20 protein-coding genes are annotated in these 22,228 nt (G+C 45.7%); 6 read left to right on the top strand and 14 right to left on the bottom strand.

The features are described from left to right. Positions 1–23 precede the first annotated feature (23 nt). The 6 genes from BM415_RS06335 to BM415_RS06315 all read right to left on the bottom strand — a co-directional run bounded on the left by BM415_RS06335 (position 24) and on the right by BM415_RS06315 (position 8,652). Complete coding sequence (locus BM415_RS06335; RefSeq protein WP_091155838.1) at positions 24–1,814, bottom strand: acyl-CoA dehydrogenase family protein; 1,791 nt, start codon at positions 1,812–1,814, stop codon at positions 24–26. 48 nt (positions 1,815–1,862) lie between these two features. Then, on the bottom strand, positions 1,863–2,081 hold the full coding sequence (locus tag BM415_RS24650; RefSeq protein WP_139236955.1) for a hypothetical protein: 219 nt from the start codon (positions 2,079–2,081) through the stop codon (positions 1,863–1,865). 11 nt (positions 2,082–2,092) lie between these two features. Then, on the bottom strand, positions 2,093–2,605 hold the full coding sequence (locus tag BM415_RS06330; protein ID WP_139236954.1) for a hypothetical protein: 513 nt from the start codon (positions 2,603–2,605) through the stop codon (positions 2,093–2,095). A gap of 129 nt (positions 2,606–2,734) precedes the next feature. Next, positions 2,735–3,934 (bottom strand): acetyl-CoA C-acyltransferase, encoded by a 1,200-nt coding sequence (locus BM415_RS06325; protein ID WP_091155796.1) that lies wholly within the window; start codon positions 3,932–3,934, stop codon positions 2,735–2,737. 105 nt (positions 3,935–4,039) lie between these two features. Further along, positions 4,040–6,466 (bottom strand): 3-hydroxyacyl-CoA dehydrogenase/enoyl-CoA hydratase family protein, encoded by a 2,427-nt coding sequence (locus tag BM415_RS06320; RefSeq protein ID WP_091159093.1) that lies wholly within the window; start codon positions 6,464–6,466, stop codon positions 4,040–4,042. A gap of 5 nt (positions 6,467–6,471) precedes the next feature. Continuing rightward, on the bottom strand, positions 6,472–8,652 hold the full coding sequence (locus tag BM415_RS06315; RefSeq protein WP_091155794.1) for a (Fe-S)-binding protein: 2,181 nt from the start codon (positions 8,650–8,652) through the stop codon (positions 6,472–6,474). A gap of 378 nt (positions 8,653–9,030) precedes the next feature. On the opposite strand from BM415_RS06315, the gene BM415_RS06310 reads away from it, so the two are divergent. The 4 genes from BM415_RS06310 (at position 9,031) to BM415_RS06295 (ending at position 11,969) form a co-directional block, all read left to right on the top strand. Next, positions 9,031–9,615, top strand: a complete 585-nt coding sequence (locus BM415_RS06310) for a TetR/AcrR family transcriptional regulator (protein WP_091155792.1) — start codon at positions 9,031–9,033, stop codon at positions 9,613–9,615. A 42-nt stretch (positions 9,616–9,657) separates the two neighbouring features. After that, on the top strand, positions 9,658–10,425 hold the full coding sequence (locus BM415_RS06305; protein WP_091155789.1) for an electron transfer flavoprotein subunit beta/FixA family protein: 768 nt from the start codon (positions 9,658–9,660) through the stop codon (positions 10,423–10,425). Positions 10,426–10,624: 199 nt separating this feature from the next. Next, positions 10,625–11,599, top strand: coding sequence for an electron transfer flavoprotein subunit alpha/FixB family protein (locus tag BM415_RS06300; protein ID WP_091155788.1), 975 nt, complete (start codon positions 10,625–10,627; stop codon positions 11,597–11,599). 91 nt (positions 11,600–11,690) lie between these two features. Next, complete coding sequence (locus BM415_RS06295; RefSeq protein WP_091155785.1) at positions 11,691–11,969, top strand: hypothetical protein; 279 nt, start codon at positions 11,691–11,693, stop codon at positions 11,967–11,969. Here BM415_RS06295 and BM415_RS06290 read toward each other — a convergent pair. Next, complete coding sequence (locus tag BM415_RS06290) at positions 11,959–12,585, bottom strand: SGNH/GDSL hydrolase family protein (RefSeq protein ID WP_091155784.1); 627 nt, start codon at positions 12,583–12,585, stop codon at positions 11,959–11,961. The genes BM415_RS06295 and BM415_RS06290 overlap by 11 nt on opposite strands. A 182-nt stretch (positions 12,586–12,767) precedes the next feature. Between BM415_RS06290 and BM415_RS06285 the strand changes: the two genes are divergently transcribed. Beyond that, positions 12,768–13,310, top strand: coding sequence for an isochorismatase family protein (locus BM415_RS06285; protein ID WP_091155783.1), 543 nt, complete (start codon positions 12,768–12,770; stop codon positions 13,308–13,310). Between the two features lie 174 nt (positions 13,311–13,484). On the opposite strand, the gene BM415_RS06280 is transcribed toward BM415_RS06285, so the two are convergent. The 4 genes from BM415_RS06280 to BM415_RS06265 form a co-directional block, all read right to left on the bottom strand. Then, on the bottom strand, positions 13,485–14,264 hold the full coding sequence (locus tag BM415_RS06280; RefSeq protein WP_091155780.1) for an exodeoxyribonuclease III: 780 nt from the start codon (positions 14,262–14,264) through the stop codon (positions 13,485–13,487). Between the two features lie 241 nt (positions 14,265–14,505). Continuing rightward, positions 14,506–15,225, bottom strand: coding sequence for a YebC/PmpR family DNA-binding transcriptional regulator (locus BM415_RS06275; RefSeq protein ID WP_047913983.1), 720 nt, complete (start codon positions 15,223–15,225; stop codon positions 14,506–14,508). A 359-nt stretch (positions 15,226–15,584) separates the two neighbouring features. Next, positions 15,585–16,892, bottom strand: a complete 1,308-nt coding sequence (locus BM415_RS06270) for a DUF4179 domain-containing protein (RefSeq protein ID WP_091155779.1) — start codon at positions 16,890–16,892, stop codon at positions 15,585–15,587. A 159-nt stretch (positions 16,893–17,051) separates the two neighbouring features. Continuing rightward, positions 17,052–17,657 carry a GNAT family N-acetyltransferase gene (locus BM415_RS06265; protein ID WP_091155776.1) on the bottom strand — a complete coding sequence of 202 codons (606 nt, stop codon included), beginning with the start codon at positions 17,655–17,657 and terminating at the stop codon, positions 17,052–17,054. A gap of 120 nt (positions 17,658–17,777) precedes the next feature. Between BM415_RS06265 and BM415_RS06260 the strand changes: the two genes are divergently transcribed. Beyond that, the gene (locus tag BM415_RS06260; protein ID WP_091155774.1) at positions 17,778–18,530 is read left to right on the top strand and encodes a DUF4184 family protein; all 753 of its coding nucleotides are present in this window, start codon (positions 17,778–17,780) and stop codon (positions 18,528–18,530) included. A 25-nt stretch (positions 18,531–18,555) separates the two neighbouring features. Here the strand turns inward: BM415_RS06260 and BM415_RS06255 are convergent, their stop codons facing one another. From BM415_RS06255 to BM415_RS06245, 3 genes are read right to left on the bottom strand one after another with little or no spacing between them, the layout of a single operon-like run. Then, positions 18,556–19,530 (bottom strand): Gfo/Idh/MocA family protein, encoded by a 975-nt coding sequence (locus tag BM415_RS06255; protein WP_091155772.1) that lies wholly within the window; start codon positions 19,528–19,530, stop codon positions 18,556–18,558. Beyond that, positions 19,523–20,602, bottom strand: coding sequence for a Gfo/Idh/MocA family protein (locus tag BM415_RS06250; RefSeq protein ID WP_091155769.1), 1,080 nt, complete (start codon positions 20,600–20,602; stop codon positions 19,523–19,525). The genes BM415_RS06255 and BM415_RS06250 overlap by 8 nt, the downstream gene beginning before the upstream one ends. Next, the gene (locus BM415_RS06245) at positions 20,580–22,205 is read right to left on the bottom strand and encodes an extracellular solute-binding protein (protein ID WP_091155768.1); all 1,626 of its coding nucleotides are present in this window, start codon (positions 22,203–22,205) and stop codon (positions 20,580–20,582) included. Before BM415_RS06245 ends, BM415_RS06250 begins: the two co-directional genes overlap by 23 nt. Between the last annotated feature and the right edge of the window lie 23 nt (positions 22,206–22,228).

Below are 22,228 nucleotides of genomic sequence, written 5' to 3'. Positions count from 1 at the left end.
CAAAACCATCTGATCTCTTCAGATTAAACCGTATAACGTTCATTATTGATAACACGAGCAGCGATGCTGCGTTTATACTGTGTTGTATTCACCGGATTGCTTCTCGTCAGCTTTTTGAGTACTGATAATTGCATACGCAGCATATCGCCGGACTCCACAGTAGTCAGCAGTTCTTTTGCCACAGATTCTACTCTCAAGAATGCTTCGTAAGCAAACACTTTTGTCATTTCAATCATATTTTGCGTTCTCTCTTCAGAGGTTCTCGCTAGTTGTTTGTTCGTACGGGTAAGCACACTTTCGAGTGCAAAAATATCTATCATCATATCGGCAAGACCCGCGAGCACTTCCTGCTCCTTCTCGAGCTTCGTCCCGTATTTCTGTACGGCAAGACCTCCAGCTAGTAAGAATATCTTCTTGCTCATATCTAGAAAATGCTCTTCTTGCTCTAAGATCCCTTCAAACGTTTGATTCGGTATGATTTGCAGTATCTCATTTTGTAGAGCCTGTGCTTTTTGGAGGAGTGCTAACTCTCCCTTTAGTGCCTTCTTCACGAGTGTGCCTGGAATCAGAAGCCGATTGATCTCATTGGTCCCTTCAAATATCCGATTAATCCGTGAATCGCGGTATAAACGCTCAATTTTGTATTCTTGAATGTAGCCGTAGCCGCCATGGATTTGTACACCTTCATCCGCGATTGAGTCTAGGTTCTCGGAAGAAAACACCTTATTGATCGAGCATTCAATCGCATAATCGGAGATTGCAGCTGCAGCCCGTGTTCCTGCATCATTCGCTGTATAATCAATATCCTGCATCGCCTCGTCCAGTAGTCCAGCTGTACGATATACCATACTCTCAACTGCAAATGTTCGAATATTCATCTCTGCCAGCTTCTTGCGAATAAGCGGAAAATTCGAGATTGGTGTCTCAAACTGTTTTCGTGTATTCGCATATTTCGTGCTGAGCTCAACCGCTTCCTTGGCCGCTCCCACAGAGCCTGCCGCCAGTTTGTATCGACCGATATTCAGGATATTAAAAGCAATTCGATGGCCTTTGCCGATCTCGCCTAACAAATTCTCCTTCGGTACCTTAACATCCTCAAAGTAAAGGGGGCGGGTGGATGAGCCTTTGATTCCCATCTTCTTCTCTTCCGGTCCAAGCGTAAAGCCTTCCATTTCTTTCTCTACAATAAAAGCGGTAAAGTGCTCACCATCGATCTTCGCGTACACAATGAAGATATCTGCGAATCCCGCGTTTGTAATGTAGAGCTTAGATCCATTCAAAATATAATGTTCACCATCTTCCGATAACACAGCGGTCGTTTTTGCGCTCATTGCATCCGAGCCCGAGGTGGGTTCCGTTAAGCAATAGGCGGCAATTTTGGCCCCAGATGCAAGATCGGGCAAATACTTTTCCTTTTGTTCCCGTGTACCGAAAAATACGATCGGCAATGTCCCAATACCGACATGAGCACCGAAGGACAAGGCAAAGGATGAACCCTTTGCCAGCGACTCACTGATGATGGTCGAGCTGACTTTATCGAGGCCGATTCCGCCGAATTCTTCCGGCACATCAGCCCCAAGCAGTCCAAGCTCACCGGCCTTTCGAAGCAGCTCTACGGTGAGGTCATAATTCAGCTTCTCGATCTCCTCATCTCTTGTTACCACTTCACCATCGATGAAGTCGTGAACGGTCTCTGCAATCATGCGATGCTCCTCGGTAAAATCTTCGGGCGTCAGGATGCGATCAAGATCTGCCTTGTCTATGACAAAGCTTCCACCTTTGATTTTTGGTTCTTTGGTTTGGTTGTCGCTCATGAGAATTAGCTCCTTTCGGGGTAGGTGATGGTTGATCGATGAAGAAAGTTAGTGTGCATGTGTGCGATAAGATGAAATGAGTGCTTCGATGATGATGTGAGTGCTGCTGTGGGCGCTCCGATGGCGAATCGGGTTCCGAGCCTTCTTGCCCTTGGATTTCTTCTGATTCCACTCTAATGGTGAATTCCAAGGGCAAATACGCACGCTTCGCTTCTCCACCCGATTTCGCCCTCTCCGCTGATGCTGCACTCCTTGCGTAAAGTGCAATTCTTCCTCTCTCAACCTTGTGGGTATGAGAGGGGGGACGGCTTCCTTTCCTTTGGTTTAAGGAAGTCGTCTGTTTCTTTAAGTTCAGGGGAAACTGTAGAGCTTCGATGATGATGTGAGTGCTGCTGTGGGCGCTCCGATGGCGAATCGGGTTCCGAGCCTTCTTGCCCTTGGATTTCTTCTGATTCCACTCTAATGGTGAATTCCAAGGGCAAATACGCACGCTTCGCTTCTTCACCCGATTTCGCCCTCTCCGCTTGATGCTGCACTCCTTGCGTAAAGTGCAATTCTTCCTCTCTCAACCTTGTGGGTTTGAGAGGGGGGGACGGCTTCCTTTCCTTTGGTTTATGGAAGTCGTCTGTTTCTTTAAGTTCAGGGGAAACTGTGAGCTTCGATGGTGATGTGAGTGCTGCTGTGGGCGCTCCGATGGCGAATCGGGTTCCGAGCCTTCTTGCCCTTGGATTCTTCTGATTCCACTCTAATGGTGAATTCCAAGGGCAAATACGCACGCTTCGCTTCTCCACCCGATTTCGCCCTCTCCGCTGATGCTGCACTCCAATACGTGAAGCGCAATTCTTCCTCTCTCAACCTTGTGGGTGTGAGAGGGGGGACGGCTTCCTTTCCTTCGTCTTAAGGAAGTCGTCTAATGCAACCTAGGCTGTGCTGGCTGTCTGCCCATGCACCTCGAACACACCCGCTGCACCCATACCTCCACCGATGCACATGCTCACTACTCCATATCCTCCGCCTCTACGGGCAAGCTCGGAGACCAGGCTCACGGTAAGCTTCGCTCCTGTACAGCCTAACGGATGACCAAGAGCAATGGCACCTCCGTTCACATTGACCTTCTCTTCGTCAATATTGAGGGTACGGATGATATGCAGGCATTGGGAAGCAAACGCTTCGTTAATTTCAAACAGCGCCACCTGATCCAGCTCAATACCTGCCATTCTCAGCGCTTTCGGTATAGCCTCGACAGGTCCTACACCCATGATTTCCGGCTCCACACCTGCCAAAGCAAACGAGCGGAAGGTCGCCAGGGGCTCAAGGCCGAGCGCCTCTGCTTTTTCCCTGCTCATTACAGCAACCGCTGCTGCACCATCGCTCGTTTGAGATGCATTGCCTGCAGTAACCGTGCCTTTAACCGAAAAAGCAGGTCTCAAACGAGCCAACCCCTCTGCTGAGGTATCTGGACGTACGCCTTCATCGGTATCAAAGGTAAACTTCCGGTTCCTGATACGGCTATTGTCATCAATGGACGTATGGGTAACCTCAACTGGCACAATTTCATCCTTGAATCGGCCTGCAGCGATTGCCGCATGGGCTTTCCGATGACTGTTTACGGCATAGGCATCCTGCGCCTCCCGATTAACCCCGAACCTACGGGCAACCTCTTCAGCTGTGTGTCCCATACCCATATATACTTCCGGCATCTCCTCCACAATTCGGTAATGTGGAGCAGGCTTAAATCCGGTCATAGGCACATGACTCATACTCTCCACGCCTCCCGCAACAATGACTTCAGCAGATCCAAGCATAATCCGTTCCGCCGCAAATGCGATCGCTTGCAGGCCAGAGGAACAGAACCGATTGATCGTCAATGCAGGAACGGTAACAGGGAAGCCGGAATACAAGGAAATGATGCGAGCAACGTTCAACCCTTGCTCTCCTTCCGGCATTGCACAGCCAAGGATAATATCCTCGACATCTTCCTTTTTCAACCCTGGTGCTCGTTCAATGACCGCTTCAAGCACGGCTTTGCCCAAATCCTCTACTCGTGTATCCGCCAGGCTCCCTTTCTTGGCCTTGCCTACAGCGGTTCGGGCAAGTGACACAATGACCGCTTCTCTCATACAAATCACCTCAACCTTTAAAGGATATAGGTACTGATAGTTTTAATGAGTGTATTTCATAAGTTCTGTTGGTTGTTGATACGTTGCAGTCAGCTTAGATGCCTCCTAATTGCGAAGAGGCTTCCCTTTGGCAAGCATGTGCTGCATGCGCTGCTGTGTTTTCACTTCACCTAGAAGACTCAAGAAGGCTTCCCGTTCAAGGTCCAATAAATACTGTTCTGACACGGAGGTACCTGCCGGTACATCACCCCCTGCCAGTATATGAGCAAGCTTCTTCGCAATGAGGTAATCATGATCACTAATATATCCGCTCTGCTTCATACCAAGCGCTCCCAGCTGAAGCACCGCACGTCCGTCACGACCTGCAACTCTTGCCTTACCTGCAGGAGCAGGTGTGTAACCTTCACGATCCAACTCAAGTACCGCCTGCTTGGCTTCATAGATGCGATAATCCTGATTCATCACGACACGATCGTGGGAGCGGCCATATCCCATTTGTAGTGCTTCGTGTCCACTGGATGAAGTTTTGGCAAGTGCAATCATTTCAAATATCCGGTTAAGCTCAGGCTGAAGGTCCGCCTGTTGATCCGGGAAACGCTCGCTCGTCATTCGCACCAGTTCTTTACATCCGCCACCAGCCGGAATCAAGCCTACTCCTGTTTCTACCAAGCCAAAATAGGTTTCCGCGGAGAAAACAATACGGTCCGCTGGAAGACAGGCTTCTACGCCTCCTCCAAGCGTCATTCGATGTGGAGCAGCCGCAACCGGTTTAGCTAATTGCTTAAGCTTCATCATGCTTCCTTGGAACAATCGGATAATGTCATCAACCTCATCCCAATCTCCACTTTGAGCTTCCATGAGCATCAGCATCAAATTAGCGCCTACACAGAAGTTTCGGCCTTCATTGGCAAGCACCAGGCCTCTATAATTGGCTTCGACTTCTTCGGCTGCCTGCTGAATCATGACCAGAATGTCGGCGCCAATGGCATTGTTCGGAGAGGTGAATTCCAGAAGGGCGACCTCATCTCCAATATCAATCAGATTTGCGCCTGTGTTTGAACGGATGATTTTATTTTGCGCTTTCAACGATGCTAAGGATATGATCTCAGGCTGTTTCTCTACCGCTCGGTACTCCCCTTTAAGATATTGGAATACGTCTCCGTCCTTTTGCCGATAAAAGGAGTTGTTCCCTGCAGCGATCCAGCTCTTCACCCATGCAGGCACGACCAATCCCTCGGCTTCCATACGGTCAACCGACGCTGGCAGACCGATCAGATCCCAGGTCTCAAACGGACCCAGCTCCCAATTAAATCCCCATTTCATCGCATTATCGATATCCTCGATGGAATCCGCAATTTCTCCGAGCTTCTCGGCGGAATAGATCAGCACTTGCTTTAGTACATTCCATGCAAGCTCTGAATATCGGTCCTTCGTATTCAGAAAGGCCTTGATCTTCTTCCCCGCACCTTTGACTGCCTTCGCTGCTTCAATCGATGCTGAGCTGATCTTGGCGCTTGGACTGTATTCCATATTAGCTAGGTTGAGCGATAGAATCTTACTGCCGTGATCTCCTTTCACTTTTTTGTAGAACCCCTGACCACTCTTCTCACCAATCCAGCCTCTTGACAACAATTCCTGCAGTGCGACAGGCACTTCAAATATGTCCCTTTCTGCACCATCGGGCACGGAATCATATACGTTCTTCGCCACATGAACAAAAGTATCAATCCCCACCAAATCCAGCGTACGGAACGTTGCACTCTTAGGTCTGCCGAGCACCGGTCCTGTTGCGGCATCCACTTCCTCCACCGTGTAACCGTTTTGCGCCATTTCCCTCAACGTGACAAGCAGCCCATAAGTCCCGATACGGTTTGATATAAAATTTGGTGTATCCTTGGCGATGACGACGCCTTTTCCTAACCTTTTCTCACAAAATTCTTTCATGAATGACGTGATCTCGGGATCTGTGTCGAACCCTGGGATGATCTCCAGCAGCTTCATATGCCGTGGTGGATTAAAAAAATGCGTGCCTAGAAAATGACTCCGAAACTCCTCACTGCAATCCTCCGCCATGGCATTCACCGAAATTCCGGACGTGTTCGTGCTGACAATGGTTCCTTTTGTACGCACCGATTCGATCTGTTTCATGATGGACTTCTTAATTTCAAGCTTTTCAGTAACGACTTCAATGATCCAATCGACTTGTTTCAGTAGATTCAAGTGATCCTCTATGTTACCTGGTGTAATGCGTTCTGCAAAATGGGGAGCATACAGTGGAGCCGCACTTGATTTAGGAAGTGCAGCAATCGCTTGCTTAGCAAGTCGGTTACGTACTGCAGGATGTTCCAGTGACAGCCCCGCTTGCTCTTCTTCTGATGATAATTTAGCAGGCACAATGTCCAAGAGCAGACAAGACAGTCCCGCATTCGCTAGATGTGCAGCAATTCCTGCACCCATGACTCCGGAGCCAATAACGGCAGCTTTTGATATGGACCTCTTCTTAATCGCAGTTGTATGCGTAGGACTTAACATTTTGTTCACTTCGCAACGACCTCCTGTTCATTAATTTCGGCAACACCGAAGACGGATGCTTCCAATATTTCTGCAATATCCTTCGTCTGCACTTTTGCTTCTACTTCTTTAAGCTTCGTACCATCCTCCAGCATCGTCAGACAGTAGGGACAAGCAGAGCTGATCATCGTCGGGGATACAGATAGTGCCTGTTCAGTCCGAGCTAGATTTACACGCTTGCCGGTATCCTCCTCCATCCACATCTGTCCTCCGCCGGCACCGCAGCACATCCCGTTCTCTCGACTGCGTTCCATTTCCACGAGCTCGACTCCTGGAATGGCGCGCAGCACATCACGCGGCTGATCATACACATCGTTATATCTTCCGAGATAACAGGAGTCATGATAGGTGATTTTTTCATGTAAAGTATGCTTGGGAATCAGCCTGCCGGTCTTGACCAGCTCATCCAGCAGCTCGGTATGGTGAAGCACATCTGCTGTAAGGCCAAACTCGGGATATTCGTTCTTGAACACGTTGAATGTATGGGGACAGGCTGTAACGATTTTTTGAACACCATATTTATTAAAAATTTCAATGTTTTCCGTACACAGCTGCTGGAACAAGAATTCATTCCCCATACGTCTCGGTGTATCACCCGAATTCTTCTCTTCATTGCCCAAGATCGCAAAGTTGACACCTGCCTCATTCATCAAATGAACTAGGGAACGCGTAACCTTACGGCTCCGATTGTCATATGACCCCATTGAACCTACAAACAATAGAATGTCAAAGTCCGGATTCTCCTTCACCGTCGGAATGGTCAAATTCAAGGTACCGTCTGGGTCAATTTCCTTCACCCATTTGCTGCGTTCTGCACGACTGATGCCCCATGGATTGCCTTGGCGCTCAATATTCTGCATCGCTCGTTGTCCTTCATGAGGTACACTTCCTTCCATCAACACGAGATGACGCCGGAGATCCACGATCTTATCAACGTGCTCGTTAGCAACAGGACACTGATCCTCACAATTACGGCAAGTTGTACAAGCCCATATTTCCTCTTCTGTCATGACTCCTCCGATGAGCTGGACATCCTTGGCACTGACACCTTCAACTTGATGCCAGGCTCTTTTTTGCACACCCATGGTCGGACGAATGTCGGTAATTCCTTCCCCTGTCCAATCGGTAAGAGATAGGTCTGCAGCTCTCATTTCATGTACACCGGCGTAACCGAACACACTAGCAGGCATCCAGGCCGACTTTGACGTAAGTGCCTCGCCCTTTTCCGTTAAATGATCTCTTAACTTGATAATCATGTGCATGGGTGACAGGAGCTTGCCGGTATTCGTCGCCGGGCATACATGGGTACATCGCCCACACTCTACACAAGCATAGAAATCGAGCATTTGCTTCTGGGTAAAATCTTCGATTTGGCCGACACCATAGGACTCTGCCTCTTCATCTTCCAAATCAAGCTTGCTTAGCTTGCCTGGTGAATCTGTTCGTCGAAACAGGATGTTAATGGGTGCGGTAATGAGATGAAAGTGCTTCGATTGTGGGACGTATAGTAGAAAGGAGAGCAGGATCAACAGATGAATCCACCAAAAAAGGTAATACATTGTGGTCACTGCAAATTCGGGCATCCATGTAAATAAGGAAGCAATTCCTGATGAGATGGGTGCATACAATGAAGATGGCAAATCCTCTCTCAGACGTTCAAATGCCATAGTGAGTAGAACGGATATCATTAATGACGTGATAAAAAAGACAACCAGGCTTGGCTTCCAGCCTCTCTTTAACCGATGCAGCTTCTCCCCGTATCTTCGGTAGGCAGCGTATCCTATGGCGAGAAGAATAAGTACGACCGTGATCTCCTGGGTCAAAATAAATCCTTCGTAGCCCGGTATAGGCAAACTGTGCCCCGTGAGCCCCTTCCAGATAATGTCCAGCGCACCGAACTGCAGAATAATAAATCCGTAAAAAACGATAAAGTGCATGATTCCGCTTCTCGGATCTTTGAATAGCTTGCTCTGACCGAAGACCTGCACCATAAATGCAGTAATCCTGTCTTTAATATCCTTACGAAGATTCGCAGGTTTGCCTAATTTGATATATAAATAACGGTGGTATACAACTCTGGCGAATAGATAAACCGCCCAGCCGGTAATGAGGGTAAAGAGCAGCGCATTGATCATTTGTAGAATCATCCTCATCAAGCCCCTTGTAATCATAAGATTTAAATTTCAGCTTGCATGGCGGATCACTGATTGTTGAACTTCACTCCTTTCGGACAAAAACACCTCTTGCCATTGACAAGGCAAATTCGATTCAATAATTAAGCGCTTACAATGCGTCTGCAAAAACAGACCTCCACATCGTTTGGACTTTAGACAATTGGATTGTCATACTCGCTGCAAACCTTGATATGAACGCCTAACGAATCGTCTCAACCTTTGTATAACGATTTCTCACTTCAACAGGGATTGAATCGTTGACAATGACTTGAACGTATTTTATAGTGGTTACAAGAAATGAATGAGTATTCATTCAGAAATTTAACTGTATTCTAACACCGGGGTGAACATATGACAAGTAAAAAAACAGAAAAATATCAACTCATTCTTCAAGGCGCCCTCAAAGTGTTTGCCGAGAATGGCTACCATCGATCCCAAGTCTCCAAGATTGCCAAAGCAGCCGGCGTAGCCGATGGCACAATCTACCTCTACTTTAAGAGAAAGGAGGATATCCTGATTCATCTGTTTCAACAGAAGCTTGGCGAGCTGGTGGAGAAATTCCATGACAGTGTCGCTGGGAGCTCTGACCCTACTCAGGCCCTCCGCACGGTATGCCGCATTCATTTTACAGAGCTTGAGAATAATCCCGAGCTTGCGTACGTCACGCAGGTTGAGCTAAGGCAAAGTGATATTGAGCTTCGCAAAGAGATTGGCAAATCACTCAAGCCATATATTGAGCTGATCGAGAATATTCTAGAGCAGGGTATAGAGCTGGGACAGTTTAGAGAAGACCTTAATCTAAAGCTGGTTCGGAACCTCATCTTCGGCTCCATGGATGAAGCCGTTACCTCATGGCTGATCGCAGGACAGAAATATTCGCTTCGGGATCAGGTTGACGACACCCTTGGCTTCTTTCTTCATGGTGTTTCCAAATAAATCAATTTCATAACTCATGTTTTTGAAGGGAGAAGATTGAATATGAAGATCGTTGTATTGTTAAAGCAGACTTTTGATACAGAGGAAAAGATCACTCTGCAGAATGGAGTCGTTTCTGAGGATGGTGTGAAATTTGTTATTAATCCATACGACGAATATGCGGTAGAAGAAGCTGTCAAGCTTCGAGATGAGCACGGCGGCAGTGTGACTCTCCTCTCGGTCGGGCCCGAACGTGCGACAGAAGCACTTCGAACAGCGCTTGCGATGGGCGCAGATGAAGCGGTTCTGATTTCGGATGAGCGAATTCCGGATGACGAATATGCTGTTTCTAAAGTGCTGCACGCCTATCTATCCCAGGAAAATCCGGATCTCATTCTTGGAGGTAACTTCTCCGTAGATCGCGGATCAGGTCAAGTCGCTATCCGTTTGGCTGAGCTTCTTCGCATTCCTCATGCCTCATCCATTACCAAGCTTACGATTGAAGGTACAACAGCAGAAGTTCATCGAGATGCCGAAGGGGATCTTGAAGTGCTTAGCGTATCGCTTCCTGCGCTGTTTACAGCTCAGCAAGGACTCAACGAACCAAGGTATCCTTCCCTGCCCGGCATTATGAAAGCGAAGAAGAAGCCGTTCAAGACTTTGTTGCTGGAAGACCTTGATCTTACTGAAGCAGAAGTTCAGCCTGCTACGAAGCAAGTTGAGCTGACGCTTCCTCCTGAACGCGGCGCGGGTAGAATCCTTAAGGGTGATGCCGAGGATGTTGCCCGCGAACTTGTCGGATTACTGCGTACCGAATCCAAAGTCATTTGAACGGTATAATACGTACGGTATCGTAAGTTTATTGAGCATTGGTGGACTCTATCATGCCATACCCATACTTTTGTATGCGGTTTCAATAATATGCAGCTGATCTACCTAAAGTGTATGGTCAATAGAATGTCCAACATGCGTTATTTTTCAAGTATTTAATCATGCATCCTATTTCGGATGACCCTAGGAGGTTCTTGTTATGAGTAAAACATTGCTTGTATATGCCGAGAATCGAGATGGTAAACTTCGTCAGGTAGCACTAGAAACGTTAGGAGCTGCGCAGCAAATAGCTGGTGCTCAGGATCGTATCCAGGTTGTAGTTGCCGGGTCTGACATAACGTCCGCCGTGAGTGAACTTGTTCCCTATGGTGCCGATGTGATCTATACCATTGAGCATCCAGAGCTTGAACACTATAACCCCGAAGCTTATATATCAGTATTAAAATCTGTCTTACAACAGGCAGCACCCGATCTTGTCCTGTTCGGTCATACCGCTCTGGGTAAGGATTTGGCTCCACTGGTTGCAGCCCATCTTGCGGCGGGACAAATCTCGGATATTACTGCCATTGAGGTAGAAGAAGGTAATGCGGTATTTACTAGACCCCTGTATGCCGGTAAAGCCTTTGAAAAACGTGTGTTTGAGAATGGGCCAGCCGTCATTACCATTCGTCCGAACAATGTTGCTGCCGCGACTGCACCGGAAGGTAGTGCTTCACCCATTGAAGATATTGCTTATCCATCTCCATCGCTACGCACGATCGTAAAGGATGTCGTTCAGAAGACGACAGGCAAGATTGATCTTAGCGAGGCAAAAATTGTGGTCTCTGGAGGCCGAGGAGTGAAGAGCGTAGACGGCTTCAAGCCACTTGAAGAGCTCGCTGATCTGCTCGGCGGAGCTGTTGGTGCTTCCCGCGGAGCGTGTGATGCAGGCTATTGCGATTATTCGCTGCAAATTGGTCAGACAGGGAAAGTCGTTACGCCCGAAATTTATATTGCATGCGGCATTAGCGGTGCCATACAGCATTTGGCTGGAATGAGCCAATCGCGTGTTATTATTGCGATTAACAAGGATCCTGAAGCTCCCATCTTTAAGGTTGCCGATTACGGCATTGTCGGTGATCTGTTTGATGTTGTGCCTCTGTTGACTGCGGAGTTTCGGAAGGTACTCGTATAGGCGTTCCATAATTGGACGCCGCTCTCCGGTTGCTCGCAACCGTTGATTTGAATTTTTATAAATTTCACTTAGAAGTAGGAGAAGAATTTCTTTGTGGGTGAAGCTAGCGTTGCATTTTTTGAGCTCCCTCTCTCCAGTTGCTTCGCAAAAGTCGTTCGGTATCCAAAAAATTTCACTTGTAGCTGGGGGAAGAATTCCTGCGCGCGATGCAGTCGTTGCATTTTTTGAGCTCCCTCTCTCCGGTTGCTTCGCAAAAGTCGTTCGGTATCCAAAAAATTTCACTTTGCAGCTTCAAAGAAAAGACTGCTTCCCTATTTCAATTGAAATGAGGAGCAGTCTTCTTGGTTTGAAACATGAAGTTAAGCTTTAACTGCATCAAGCCATGCTTTTGCAATGAGAGCATGACCCGCATCAGTCGGGTGCACACCATCTCCTGCCCAGAAAGCAGGCTCCGCCTTGGCGCTCGCTTGAGCGAACAAGCCATCCAGTGGAACGTAGTAGGTTCCGAACTCTCGAGCCAGATCACGAATTGCATGAATTTTTGGATCAAGATCTACTCTCCATCCCTTCCGATCTTCTGGAACAGGCAGTACAAATGGTTCAATCAATACGATATTTGCATTCGTATGTTCTTTTGTCCGCACAATCAACTCACGGTATGTACGATAAAATTCATCTGCAGAGGTCTCTGCCTTGGAATCGTACCAGCGCCAGGTATCATTAATTCCAATGTAAATAGAGACCCAGGTTGGGTTATGCGCCAGACAATCCTGCTCCCACCTTTGTTCAAGATCAGTGACACGGTTGCCATTAATGCCGCGATTAATAAACTGAATTTGTTTCTCGGGATAACGCAGATTAAGTTCTGCCGCAACCATCATCGCATAGCCCCTGCCAAGGTCACTTCTATTATCGTAATTTCTACCACAATCCGTAATGCTGTCTCCGATAAATAACACTGTAGCTTGGTCTTCAATCCGTGTCATATGTATATTTGCTCCTTTAGAAATGATATGAAGTTCTGAACTTATGATAGCGCTATCAGCATGGACTTGCAACGCCATATATCACTAATTTGTTAGATTACCTGTTAGATTCCATTCATCAAGAGGATTTATCGCATATCTGTAGAATTACCAATTGTTACATAATTCCAGGAGGTGATCTAATGAAAGCACTGCTAGTTATTGATGTACAGAACGCCATTGTCCGGCTAAAGGATTTCACGAAGGAACTCACATTAATGGAACAGGTAATTCAAGATTTCAAAAGAGACGGAAAACCGGTCATTTTCATCAGACATATTGACGATCAGGAAGAAAGTCCATTGTACCGTGATTCAGAGGGATCAAATATACATGATTCACTTCTTGAATATGCCGAAACTGTAGTCGAGAAGCAGACTCCGAGTGCATTTTTTAATACAAATCTTGCAGAGACACTGGAGAAGTTAGGCGTCAATCAATTATTCATCGTAGGATTTGAGACGGAGTTCTGCTGTTTGTTTACGGCGATATCAGCCTATGACCGCGGATATAAAGTGACCTTGATTAAGGATGCAACAGGTACGGGGAATACACCGGATACGTATGAGATGAAGGATTTGGACATCAAGGGTTTTGTCGGAAAAGTGCTTGATTGGTCAGGTGCCATTGAGGTGCTCGATCACGATAGCTATGTTCGGAAATATACCGTACACAATACAATCTAAATCTATTTTATACAAATCTATTTCAGTATAAAGGGATGAACCAAGGCAACATAGTGCTTGGGGCACAATCAATTAAACAGCACTAATCATTTATCAGACTTTTAAATGAATTTCCATATGACTTTATATAAAATGCCTTGCTCATCCCTAAAAACTATTTATAACGGTTAGCAGTTAAGCACTTTGAAGAGATTCATCAAGCTCCATCTCCAAGTACACCGGACAATGATCACTTCCCATGATATGACAGTCTGCCCCTGAATCCTTCAAGTACGGTGCGAGCCGGTTCGAAGCAAGGAAGTAATCAATACGCCAACCAATATTCCGCTCCCTTACTTTTGCCATATAAGACCACCAGGTGTACACATCCGTCCGATCGGGATAAAAGTAACGGAAAGAATCGATGAAGCCTGAATCCAGCAGAAGAGTCATTTTCTCGCGTTCTTCGAGCGTAAAGCCTGAATTACCACGGTTTGATTTTGCATTCTTGAGGTCAATCTCCTGGTGTGCTACGTTCATGTCTCCACATACGACCACAGGCTTATACTTGTCCAGCTCATTAAGATATGCTCGAAAACGTTCCTCCCAATCCAGACGAAGCGGTAGACGAGATAAATCCCTTCTCGCATTCGGTGTGTACACATTTACCAGATAAAATTGCTCAAACTCCAGCGTGATCATTCGACCCTCCGGATCTGGATCATCCTCACTCATGCCGTACTGTACAGAGATTGGCTTGATTCTTGTAAACACAGCAGTTCCTGAATAACCCTTCTTCTCTGCATAATTCCAATAATCCTCGTAGGCGTCGTCCAGCTCCATCTGAATTTGACCCTCTTGCAGCTTTGTCTCCTGCAGACAAAAAATGTCCGCATCCATCTGATGAAAATAATCCATAAATCCTTTATTTACACAGGCTCTCAGCCCGTTTACATTCCAAGATACCAGCTTCACTGTAGATGAACTCTCCCCTTTTCGTAAATTTTCTTTGCTCTTACCGTAGTCTTAAATAGACAACCATAAAATTATAACATAGAAAATTCCTTACTCCCTTGCTGCTGTTCAGGTTTCAGCACAGCTTCACGCAATGTACATTTTTACAGATATTACGTTCATATAAAAACCTCCCATTTATCCCGTGATAAATGAGAGGCTGATGACAAAATTTCAACTTTCATCAGAAAGTTGTATGATCCTATTCTTCAAATTCCACATTATGGTACACTTGCTGCACGTCCTCAAGATCCTCAAGTACATCGATCAACTTCTCGAATTGTGTAAGTGCATCGCCTTCCAAGGATACAAAGGTTTGCGGCAGCATCGTTAGCTCAGCAACAGTAAACTCCGTTACACCTGCATTTTTAAATGCATCTTGTACTGCATGGAATTGATCCGGCTCCGCATATACGATAACCGCTTCATCTTCTTCCACAATATCACGGACATCCAGATCAGCTTCCATCAGCAGCTCAAGCACTTCATCTGCAGATTTGCCTTCCACCCCGATGACTGCGGTAGAGTCAAACATGTAGCTGACAGAACCACTGACACCCAGATTACCGCCATTCTTCGTAAAGGTTGAACGAACTTCAGAAGCCGTACGGTTTACATTGTTCGTAAGTGCATCCACAATGACCATCGATCCATTTGGACCAAAGCCTTCGTAACGAAGCTCATCAAAGTTCTCTTCTGATCCGCCCTTCGCTTTTTCCAGTGCACGGTCAATGATCGCTTTCGGTACGTTGTAAGTCTTAGCACGCTCCAGAACGACCTTTAGCGCACGGTTCGATTCCGGATCAGGCTCTCCTTGACGGGCAACAACATAAATCTCACGTCCGAACTTCGCATATACGCGACTTGTGCTTGCGTCTTTGGACGCCTTCTTTTCTTTAATATTATTCCACTTACGACCCATATCAATATTCGCTCGCTTTCAATAGAGATTCTAAACAATCCTTTATATTATAGCTTTTATGGGCCGGCTTGAAAAGTTACCATGCTGCAGTACTCACGATTTATCTAAGGTCTACTCTAGTTTATATGAAAATAAAACTGTATCATACTATACATAAAATTCCATAAGTAATTCTGACTATGAATATAGGAGTGAACTAATTAAGATGAATCGAATTGCCATCATTTTAGAGAAGAATCTGGAGCTCGGTGCTGCATCTAATGTATTGTAAAAAGCATAAAGAGATCCGCAACTGGAGCAACGCATCTCATGTTGCGGATCATTTCAATTTTTTACCTAACTGAATCCTCACTACAATGTTAGTACACAGGAATCTCAATCTTCTGATCTACTTTTCCCGAATATTCGTTAATCTCAAAAGTTAAGGGTTGTTCATAATCTTCATTTGGAATGTTCACCATGTATAGAAGTGTAGTCCTATTATCTCCAAAACTAAATGCGGATTGAGGTGAGCCTGTTATCTTGTATTTTATACCTGCAGCGTCAGTAAACACGTTATCTTCTTTAAGCAAACGTAATACTCGATACGGTGGTTTATTAAATGATTCTTCCGGATCATTATACTCAAGCTGAATATATACATAACCCTGATTCCGATCTATTTCTGCAATCTTCAACCGATGATCAGGAGCCTCTACCATTTCTAAAGTATCTGTATTGAGCACAAACTCTAAATTCTTGTCAGACAGACTAACGCCATCTAGCATTATGGATAGATGATCTGGCTTGTCAAAGTAAATACTATCCATGTATGCAATGTACGATCCTGAGCTTATATCCCCAGATCCGTTCGTTCCATTTGAGATTTCAGCCCAATGGTTCCCTTTATTGTCGGTTAACCTGAACCCATTCAAATGGTTAATATTCTTTGTATTCTCCGTATCCGTTTCCATCCGGATCATGGTTTGCAGCGGCGTAATCTCCATATCATGAAACGTTAGAGTTTGGTTATCGATGACAATAGTTTTATTGATATCCATGTGTTCTCGCATACCTGCAAACTGAGAGTGATCTACTGGGAATGTAACTTCAAGAGGCTGCTCGTTTATATTCATCTCAAGCTTAAGCTCATTGGGAAGTAGCTCACCATGTTCCATATTTAGCTGAATACTTTGATAAATGATCGTCTCGTCTTCGTTTAGCGAAGTATGACCATAACCAATCGAATGAGGAGCATCTTCGTCGATAATTAACTCAATAGCATCAGTTGCGTCTTGGTGTTCCTTAAGATCGGGACCGCTCACGGAATACAGGATTACAGCTTTTTCCTCATCGGCAATGATTCCGCCAACAGCCAGTTCATACTCTCCGCTTGTATCCGATACATGTAGTTCCTGCAGCAGGTCATGTTGAGCAGCCAGCATGAAGTTCTGATCATAATCAATGACTTCTATATACTTTTGCATTTTCGGTGAATAACGACTCTCGGCATCAGTTTCAGATAATACATGCTCCATCACCAAATATCCTGCTAACAGCATTGCAGCCGCAGAAGCTATAATTAAAAACAAGCGTTTCTTTTTGTTGCGATCCCCCGGATGTTTAGCTTCATCATTCAAATGCTCATCACTGACAGATTTTTCTTCATTCCTGTGATCTGAATTCATTGTCTACCTCCCACCTAGTCACGTACCAATGTTCTAAATCTATAAACGTAATGGGTGGACGGTTGGTTTGCTGAAATTACAAAAGTACTATATTAAAACTTGAAATTTGCACACTAAATAAAAGTTGTCATTCCGTAAAAACTATTTCATTTCTTTATGCTATATATTTGTACGTTCCACTGTCTTTACCATATACAGCTTCTCATTGAAGCCAAGTTTTTTGCGAAACAGCCTTTGTTGCACAGTCTTATAAATATGAAAACCATGCTTCTCATAAATAGATCGTGCAGCATAATTCGTATCAACCACTTCCAGCTTAAAAACCTGATATGGCAGCTGATGGATCAGATGGAGCAGCAATGCTGTCGCGATGCCCCTCCCCCGATACTTAGGGTCTGTCGCTACTGCCTCCAAAAAGCACTCATCTCTAAGAATTGGAGCGGGTACGTGAAATTGTTTTGCCAGGAAATAATGAACTACACTGCCTTGAACCTTACCTAGTATGCTTCTTAGGAAGCCTTTATCAAAATGCTGAGAGCGAGTGATGCTCGTCGAGTATGCCATAATTCCGACAACTTGACCATCAATGGTAGCAGCGTAGAATTGATCTTTATTCAATGACGCTTTTATTATTTTCTTTAACATACTTTTATCTTTCGACATCGAGCTTAACTCGTTATAATAACTATTCACGTATACGTCCGCGGCCTGCATTAGCCGCTCCTCAGTAAGCTCAGTCAGCTTTACAATGTTTATTAATTCCATCCGTCTTTGCCTCCAATTTATAGCCTAACGGTTTATGCTATAATTTAACGTGCCTGAGCTCGGTAATACATACATCTAGAGACTGATTTTGACCCATTAAAAAGGAGACTTCATACAACGATGCCATTTACTTTCGCCCATCCTGCTGCTGTTCTGCCTTTCTCTCGCAAGAGCAAGTATCTTCATTTTACAGCTCTGGTGCTGGGGAGCATGGCCCCGGATTTTGAATACTTTCTACGAGGTCAGCCTGCAGGGATGACCGGACACACCTTTGCCGGTTTCTTCTATTTTAATTTGCCGCTGGTCGCGGTGGTCTATCTGATCTATCATTATTGGATACATAACAGCCTATTCGATCATTTGCCTGTATTTATGCAGGACCGTTATCAGCGCATCTCTAATTTCGGTTTACCAGCTAAAATAATCATCTTCTGCTACTCTGCCTTGCTTGGGATGTTAACGCATGTGGTGTGGGATGCTTTTACGCATCAACATGGATTTGTTGTTGATCGGATACCGTTCCTAAGCGCTGACCTGCAAGTATTGGGCTATGAGATTCCCATCTACAAAATACTACAGCATGGCGGAACGCTGGCCGGACTATCATTGATTGTTATTTACTTACTCTATCGAGCAAGAAAATATAAAGTATTAGCCAATCGCAGTACTCCTTCTAACCAAAAGTGGATGTACTGGCTTTCCATTGGTCTATTATCTATAGTATTCTTCCTTATTTGGTTTATCGCTGATTTGGTACCTATTCATAGCATAGGTGTTCATGTCGTCAGATTGATCGATTCCGGTTTGATTAGTCTGCTCGTTGTATCGATCTTCTTTAAACTTAAAAATAACAAGGTGCGCCTCCTTCGTTGAGGCGCACCTTGTTTCAAATTATAGATTACGATCTTCTCTCCAGGTAATCATAGGCCGACAAAGCTACCTCGGCTGCGGCGTACCCGTCTTCTCCCGTAATTGCTACTGATCTTCCTTCAAGAATACAGTTCACAAAATCCTGAAGCATGTAATAATCCATCTTGTCTCCAAAGTAGCTGTACCTTGCCCTCCCTTGCTCTATGCTGAACACTTCATTGACTTGGGCAAAAGCATCCATTCTTATTATTCCTTCAGTTCCGATAATATCCAGCTTAACATCTCCCCAATAAGGAAACACAGGATTACGAGACCAGCTTGTATCGATGACTCCAATCACGCCATTCGCATACTCCAAATGAACAATACCGGAATCCTCGACAGGAATATGGTGAAATAGTGTACCCTTCTCAGCATGAACAACTCGGGGCTGTACTCCGAGCATCCAGTTCAGCAAATCGGCAACATGTACCGTATGATCGAGCAGCGCACCACCGCCTGATCGTACCGGATCGACAAACCAGCCGCCTGGCATTCCGCCTCTGTTATACCCTTTAGCGGCCATGACTTCACCAATCTCGCCTTGATCTAGTGCTTCCTTAACCCGAATCACAGACGGAAGGTAGCGGCAAGGAAAGGCGGTCATTAACTGTACCTGCATTTCTTGGCAAATATCAATCATATGCCTCATTTCCCTGCGTCCTGTTCCAAGGGGCTTCTCGCATAATATATGCATGCCTGCCTTCGCACTGTCAGTAACGAGTGAGGCATGATGAACATTCTCTGAACAAATGATGACTGCATCTAAATCCGGCAGCTGGAGCAGCTCCCGATGATCTTGATAGAAATGAACATGGTCGCGTTCAACTATCGCTTGGACCCGATCATATTGGTGATCTGCAATCGCGGTTACCTCAGCATTCTTAATATGCTGCAGCTGCCTGTAATAGCTGAAAGCATGGGAATGAGCAAAGCTGATCATGCCGATACGAAGCTTACGCATCCCGCCACCATCCTTCTGTTAAACGAAATGATTTCATCGTCACCGCTTGCCTATTCTTTGCCGAATAAGCAGCTGCCTGCACTATAACTGCCGCCTTCCATGAGTCCAGCAGCGTTATATCAGGGTCAGCCTTATGAGCTGCAATATGAAGCACAGATCGCATGAATCCGTCGGCCGCATCCTCAAAGGCAGGACTCACCATGCTGAATTCGGAACGGTGCTTAGGATGAGCACAATCTGTAATCACATACTTTGCAGACGGGGAGCTCACTCTTCTGATCTCCACCGATGTGCTCATCTTCGGGCTAGAACGAATAATTCCTTGATTACCTGCCATCTCGAATTCAGATGATTCCGGAATCGGATAACCTAACATGCCTTCCAAATTCACAATGGTTCCACATTGATACTTTAGTGTCAACAGCGCATACTCAGCCCACTCCTTACGAATATGCTGTGCGAATACGCTCTCCACTTCACCTAACAAATGACACATAAATTCAATTTCTTCAATAAAAAGTGCCATGATGGTTTCGTTATGATAAGCAGAGGATGAAGGCACATGGCTGCCGCCAGCTTCTTCTCTTGTCATCATGCGTCTCACATGAACGACGCCTGGACTGCCGATCACTCCCGCTCTCACCTGCCGTGCCAGATCCGAATAATCCGGTCTGAACAAGGCCTCGTGAGAAGGAATTATTTTTACACCATGCTGTTTGCACATCGCAACAAGCTGATTCATATCTGTTGATGACAAGCCGAAGGGCTTCTCGCAGATCATAAGAACTCCCGCTTCCGCAGCGGAGTGCAGATCAGCCAAGTGCTCCTTCACCGGAAGTGTAAAATGAAGGATATCCGGCTTCTGTTCTGCCAGCAGCTCTGGCAGGCTATGAAATACGGTCAAATGAACGTGCTCTGCCCACTCTTCAGCTTCACCCATACTTGGAACACACACACCAGATAACTGAATCGCAGGGTGTTCCGCATAGCGCTGTGCATATTTAGCAGCTCCGGCACGGTATCCCTTAATCGCTATTTTCATCGGTTGTTTAGCTTGCATTATAACGTTCATAAGCAGCCTGATAGATCTTCATATACTCTTCAAGTCCCATTTTGTCAATGGTCTCCACATACGTGTCCCACTCATCAAAAGAGGCACTGCCATTAACGAATTTTGCTTCCATTTCGCCAATATAATCATGAATGTCTTTACCAACCGAGGACATAAAATCCGTCTCTTCGTTCGTAAAGTTAAAGTTGTACCAAATATCTTCCACTGCGTCCGGTTCAGCCTTCTCTGCGGCTTCCATCGAATTTGGCAAGGTTTCTGATCCTTTAAAATATTCGCCTTTCACATAACCAGGATAACTTCCGCCTGTCCAGGTGAAATATTGAGTAAGCGCCTGATCCATCGTGAGCCCATCTGGGTTATTTGTAATTTCTTCAATGTATTCAAGCTCGCCATCCGCATTTTTGTTATAAGTGGTGCCTTCTTCTCCCATGAAGAAGAACGTTGCACCTTCCTGTCCGAAGAAGTGATCCATCCAGCGGATCGTTGCTTCCGGATGCTCGTTCTTATCTGTAATTGCAAAGGCTCCTACATGCACCATCGGAACCTTCACATGGGAATACAGCTTATCGCCATGCGGCCCTTCCAATGCGCCGAGTCCGATGTAGTTATTCTTGCCCATTACCGTATCCGGGTTCGGAACGATGGTGGAACCGAGCAGGTCGGCCTGTCCCTTGGCGTTCAGAGCACTGCTCTCAATTGTGAATATTTCTTTGTCAATTAATCCTTCTGTGTACAGCTTATTCATAAATTGCAGCATTTCCTTGTACTCTGGCAGCGTCTTCGTGAAACGGAGCTCATTCGTGTCCGGATCCACATCGACGAATTTATGTCCAAGACCTTTCGTTCCTAGACCCCATGCCCCTTTGACCTGATCGATGATTGATGTAATACCGGTACCTCCAAATGGAATTTCATCATTCTTGCCATTTCCATTCAGATCGGTCTCCTTGACCGCCGTTAGATAATTATAGAATTCATCAATAGTATCCGGCTCATCCATGCCCAGCTCCTTCAGCCAGTCTTCATTAATCCATAAAGGTGTACCGATAAGCATGGATAAGAAGTTGGGATCATAGAAAGAAGGCAGAGAGTAAATATTCCCGTCCGGCATCGTCAGACCTTTACGAATTCCCGGATTCTTATCCATCAGCTTCTTGAAATTGGGAGCATACTGATTAATCAGATCATTCAGTGGGATGAATACCCCTTGCGGTCCATATCGGGTCAGTTCAGCAGAGCCTACTCTTGCGGAGTAGAAGACATCCGGATAATCTCCGCCGGCCAGTGCCAAATTGCGCTTCTCTGTCAGCGTTTCAAAAGGAACTAGATTAAAGTTCACATCAATATTGGACAGCTCCTGATACTTCTCCCACACGAGCACTTCATCGTAATTGCTGCTGTTTCCTGCCCACTTCCCGGTGAAAAAATCAAGCGTGATTTTCTCATTGACGATCGGCATTCCCGTCTCATTCAAATTGGATGTTGCTTCAGTAGCAGATTCTCCTTCGGCTTCTCCGCTGCCTTCACTTGAGCCGCAGCCCGCCATTAAGCTTGCTGCAATAACCAACGACAAAGAAGGTCTCCCCCATTTTTTCCACATCATCTAATTCACTCCTCGATATTAGT

This window comes from Paenibacillus sp. 453mf (genome assembly GCF_900116105.1).
Taxonomy (GTDB): Bacteria; Bacillota; Bacilli; order Paenibacillales; family Paenibacillaceae; genus Paenibacillus; species Paenibacillus provencensis.
Note: the sequence above shows the minus strand (reverse complement) of the source record. Positions and strands in the feature narration are given on the sequence as shown.